Raw genomic sequence first — 4,428 nt, forward strand, 5'->3', positions numbered from 1 at the left:
GCTTCGAGGTTCAGCGCCATGCCCTGAATACCGTTGGAGAATTCAACCATCTCACCGGCCTGGACCTGATCGAGGCCATGGATACGGGCGATGCCGTCACCCACTGCAAGCACGGTTCCGACTTCGGAAACCTGGGCTTCATTGCCAAAATTGGCGATCTGGTCCTTGATGACCTTTGAAATTTCTGCGGCGCGAATATCCATGTGTATCTTCCTTTAGCCCTTCATGGCCTGCGATAGGGTGTTCAAACGGGTTTTAATCGAGCTGTCGATCATCTGGCTGCCGATTTTCACGACCAGCCCGCCCAATATGGACGGATCGACTGCGGTGGAAACGCTAACATCGCTTCCCACACGTTTCTTGAGCTGCGCCTTGAGCGCATCAATCTGCTTGTCATCCAGCGGATGGGCCGATGTGACTTCTGCGCTTATCTCGCCGCGATGGCTGGAGGCCAAAGTGGTGAAGGCGCGAATGACGGCGGGAATTTTGTCAAGACGGCGATTGGCCGCAAGCACGCCGAGCACGTTGGTCGACAGCTTGTCGAGGCCCAGGCTCTTGGCGGTGGCTGCGATTGCTCTGCCGGCATCATCGCGGGAGAGGACCGGGCTGCTGGTTAGCGCCCTGAGGTCATCCGATTCGGCCATGGCTGCGCTCAATGTCGCGAGACTGGCCTGCACCGCGTCGATGCTATTATTTTCTTCTGCAAGCGCGAACAAAGCCGTGGCGTAACGCCCCGCTAAACTCGCCCTGATGCCGCTGGAATGATCCACGCGTTTGCTACTCCCTGACCGAAATAAGGTCTGAAAACCGTTCATGAAATGGTCCGTTTAATGGCCGGAAATCCTGCGATTCCGCCCACGGATGCGCGGCGTCTAGCAACCATTTTGCTGCGATGCAAGATGGCTTTGGGAATCATTTCCATGAAAGTCAAAAACACCAGAACCGCGCCGCTTTCAATTACCTGCTGCGTAATATTTGCTTTGATCGCAAGATACGGGAAGCGGTCCTGTGCGGATGCGTCCAAATGGTCTACACCAGCAACCGCGAATCTTGAGGCAAAATATGGTCGATGAAAAAACAGCATGGCAGGCGATGTCGGACCGCGACCGGTCATACGATGGCAAATTTGTAACCGGTGTTTTGAGTACGGGCATCTATTGTCGGCCGTCCTGTGCTGCACGCCACCCGAAACGCGAAAATGTGCGTTTTTTCGCGAAAGCGGAGCAGGCCGAGGCCGCAGGTCTCCGCGCCTGTCTTCGGTGCTTCCCCAATGATGTCGCCCGTGACGAAGCGGCGGTTAAAGCGGTGATCGACGCAATTCGCATGGCTGAAGCAGTGCCAAAGCTTGATGAGCTGGCAGACCTGACCGCCTATTCTCCCGCGCATCTGCAGCGGATATTCAAACGCGAGACCGGATTGTCACCTGCAGCCTATGCTCGGGCCTTGCGGTCCGAACGGGTAAAGGATGCGCTGGATGGCGGCGCATCGGTAACCGAAGCCATTTACGACGCAGGCTACGGATCCGCATCGCGCTTTTACGAGGAACAGAAAATGGACCAGAAAATGGGGATGAAACCAAGCGTCTGGAAAAATGGCGGGGCAGGCGTGACGGTGCGCTGGGCGAATGTCGAAACGTCGCTCGGCGCTATGATGGTCGCTGCCACCGACAATGGCGTTTGCTGCCTGTCGTTCAACGAGGGCGAAGACGATTTGCGCGGGCGCTTTCCGAAAGCGGAACTGCAACCCGGCGGCGATGCGTTTGCCAAATTGCTTGCGCAAGTGGTCGCACAAGTCGAAACGCCGGGCCGCACGCACAATATCCCGCTCGATGTCCAGGGCACTGCTTTTCAGGAAGCTGTGTGGCAGGAATTGCGCAAGATCCCCGAAGGCGAAACCCGCAGCTATGCCGATATCGCCACCGCTATCGGCAAGCCGAAAGCCGTCCGTGCCGTCGGCAGCGCCAATGGTGCGAATAATGTCGCCGTCCTGATCCCCTGCCACCGCGTGGTGAGGAGTGACGGAACGATGGGCGGCTATGCTTATGGGCTGGAGATCAAGCAGCGATTGTTGGAGAAGGAAGCGAAATGAGCAGAAACATAAAGGCCTTTGGCGATCTGCATGTTCCAGGAGATCCTCTCATATTGGTGAATATCTGGGATGCGGGTAGTGCGAAAGCGGTTTCTGCGGCCGGCGCAAAGGCATTGGCGACTGGAAGCTATGGTGTCGCTGGCGCGCAGGGAATCTCCGACGGCGAAAAATTTTCTCTGGATGATGCAATTTCCAATCTCGAACATATTGTCGCGGTGACGGATCTGCCGGTAAGTATCGATCTGGAAGCGGGATATGGCGATAATGCAGACGGGGTTCGGCAATCGGTCCAACGCGCCTGTGATGCGGGCGCGAGCGGCATTAACATGGAAGATCGGATGCCGGGTGAAGACAATTTGATTTCTCCCAAGATTGCTGCGGAACGCGTGGCGGCTGCCTCGTCGACCGGGATATGGGTGAACGCGCGATGCGACGTCTTTCGCGGTCAGTCGGCAGAGGTCAATGGTGACGCCTTGGTCAAGAAGGCGCTCGAGCGGGCAAGGTTATATGCCGATGCCGGAGCAAGCGGCTTGTTCGTTCCATTCCTCAGCGACGCCAAATGCATCGGTGCGATTTGCTATGCATCGCCTTTGCCGGTCAATATTTTGCGCTCGCCGGATGGCCCGAGCCATGCGGAATTGGCTGGCTTGGGCGTCGCCAGAATCAGTTACGGGCATCAGCCTTGGGCTGCGGCAATGAACTGGCTGACAGTCCAGACCGACAAGGTTTTCAGGGGCGGTGAACCCGACTATTGAGTAGTTTTTTCACGAGCAAGCCTGCGCCATTTGCGCGTCAAATATGAGAGGCAATCACCGATATTCGGGATTGGGATGGTTATATCGTGTGCCATCATCCCAGGCTTCGCGCGAATTGCCATAGGCGGGAATGCCGCCTGCTTGTTTCAGCAGGTGCGCCATGTGCATCAGGTTCCAGGCAAGAAACGTCGCGTTGCGCTGGGTGAAGTCGCTGTCAAAGCCGACCCGACCGCCATCATCTTTCTTGTCACCATAGGAAGGGCCGGGACCGATCGGTCCGATCCACCCTGCATCGGCCTGTGGCGGGATAGTATAGCCGATATGGCCGAGGGAATAGAGGGTGCTCATCGCGCAATGCTTGACGCCGTCTTCGTTACCGGTGACCACGACACCGCCGGTCTTGCCGTAGAAAATATACTGGCCTTTATCATTGGTCTCGCCAGAATGGGCGTAGAGCCGCTCGATTATCTTGCGGCACTCCGATGACACGTCTCCCAGCCAGATTGGCGTGCCGATGACCAGAATATCGCTGGCCATCACCGCTTGCGAAATATCGGGCCATGCGTCGGCGTCGAAACCATGTTCGGTCATATCCGGATAAACACCGGGAGCAATGTCATGATCGACACTGCGAAAGGATTTTACCGTCACGCCAGCATCTTCCATGATGTCCCGCACGACATCCAGTAAACATTCGGTGTGGCTGAACGCCGGTGATGGCGTCAATGTACAATTGATGAAGGCCGCTTTGAGGCCGTTATAGTCAGGAGTTTGCGGAACGTCCTTCGCATCGGTCATCTGATTTCCTTTAATTATCTGTGCTGTACCTAACACATTGCTAACCAATTCGTTGCCTTGTTCGCGCTTTGTGTCGATCTGGCATAGGCTTGAGGTGTGCCTGCGCGCGTTCGGCAACAGAAAAGTCTGTTTTTCGCCAATTCTACAGGCTGAAAGATAGGCAAAACAACAAAATATAAACTTTTGAACATTACTCAATCGAAGCGATTGGGGACAATAATGCAATCTCGGAACAATCTCCGTTATCTTGATCAGTCGGAACGGGATCTGGTAACCAGAAAACAGCTTACCGAACACAGCAAGATTGTGCGTTCCGCCGTTATCGCAAATCTAGTGAATGCTGCGATCATATTGACGCTGTTTTTTGAAGACGTGTCTGCCATGGGACTCATTGTGTGGTGCGCTGTCTTTGCCCTGGCGACGGCAGATCGGCTCCGGCTGGGGAATATGTCGTGTGACCCGGGACTGTCGTCTGGCGAGATGTTGCGAACGAAGCGACGTATCACCCTCAACGCCGTGATTTTTGCCCATGTCTGGGGCGTTGGCGTCGCCTATCTGTTGCCGATTTCCAGCCCCGCCCAGCTGATGTTGCTAGCCGTGATCGGCGCGGGCAAAATGAGCGCCGGCGTCATGTCCTATCGACATTTGCCGGAAGCGTCCAAGGCATGGACGATAGTCCTTGCTACATGCCTATCGACCGGCCTGCTCTTTCTGGGCGGTACAGAAAGTTATCTGGCCATCTGTTTGCGTGCGACATTTGCGATGATCCTGCGTCGGGGCGGCAGAC

6 protein-coding genes and 1 pseudogene are annotated in these 4,428 nt (G+C 55.8%); 3 read left to right on the plus strand and 4 right to left on the minus strand.

Annotation, left to right across the window (positions count from 1 at the left end; genetic code table 11):
* The 3 genes and pseudogenes from WBM93_RS07380 to WBM93_RS07390 form a co-directional block, all read right to left on the minus strand.
* Positions 1 to 203, minus strand: a pseudogene (locus WBM93_RS07380) (F0F1 ATP synthase subunit alpha); the annotation flags it as partial.
* 12 nt (positions 204 to 215) lie between these two features.
* On the minus strand, positions 216 to 770 hold the full coding sequence (locus WBM93_RS07385; protein ID WP_424430256.1) for a F0F1 ATP synthase subunit delta: 555 nt from the start codon (positions 768 to 770) through the stop codon (positions 216 to 218).
* 41 nt (positions 771 to 811) lie between these two features.
* Positions 812 to 1,024 carry a hypothetical protein gene (locus tag WBM93_RS07390; protein WP_424430259.1) on the minus strand — a complete coding sequence of 71 codons (213 nt, stop codon included), beginning with the start codon at positions 1,022 to 1,024 and terminating at the stop codon, positions 812 to 814.
* 38 nt (positions 1,025 to 1,062) lie between these two features.
* Here WBM93_RS07390 and ada point away from each other — a divergent pair, with 38 nt between their 5' ends.
* Entirely contained in the window at positions 1,063 to 2,088 is a 1,026-nt protein-coding gene (gene ada, locus WBM93_RS07395) for a bifunctional DNA-binding transcriptional regulator/O6-methylguanine-DNA methyltransferase Ada (protein ID WP_424430262.1), read from the plus strand.
* Positions 2,085 to 2,843: an isocitrate lyase/PEP mutase family protein gene (locus tag WBM93_RS07400; protein ID WP_424430265.1), complete on the plus strand. Its 759-nt coding sequence runs from the start codon at positions 2,085 to 2,087 to the stop codon at positions 2,841 to 2,843. Before ada ends, WBM93_RS07400 begins: the two co-directional genes overlap by 4 nt.
* 54 nt (positions 2,844 to 2,897) lie before the next feature.
* Here WBM93_RS07400 and WBM93_RS07405 read toward each other — a convergent pair whose 3' ends face one another.
* Positions 2,898 to 3,641, minus strand: coding sequence for a flavodoxin family protein (locus WBM93_RS07405; protein WP_424430268.1), 744 nt, complete (start codon positions 3,639 to 3,641; stop codon positions 2,898 to 2,900).
* A 219-nt stretch (positions 3,642 to 3,860) separates the two neighbouring features.
* Here WBM93_RS07405 and WBM93_RS07410 point away from each other — a divergent pair.
* The coding region (locus tag WBM93_RS07410) for a hypothetical protein (protein ID WP_424430271.1) at positions 3,861 to 4,428 on the plus strand (568 nt) is incomplete at its 3' end.

Origin of the sequence: Parasphingorhabdus sp., assembly GCF_049667325.1 — a bacterium.
In the GTDB taxonomy this organism is placed as follows: domain Bacteria; phylum Pseudomonadota; class Alphaproteobacteria; order Sphingomonadales; family Sphingomonadaceae; genus Parasphingorhabdus.

Bases quoted from the DNA above. Each gene is read 5' to 3' on its own strand.
- ada (WP_424430262.1), top strand. From the start codon at position 1,063: ATGGTCGATGAAAAAACAGCATGGCAGGCGATGTCGGACCGCGACCGG.
- WBM93_RS07400 (WP_424430265.1), top strand. From the start codon at position 2,085: ATGAGCAGAAACATAAAGGCCTTTGGCGATCTGCATGTTCCAGGAGAT.
- WBM93_RS07405 (WP_424430268.1), bottom strand. From the start codon at position 3,641: ATGACCGATGCGAAGGACGTTCCGCAAACTCCTGACTATAACGGCCTC.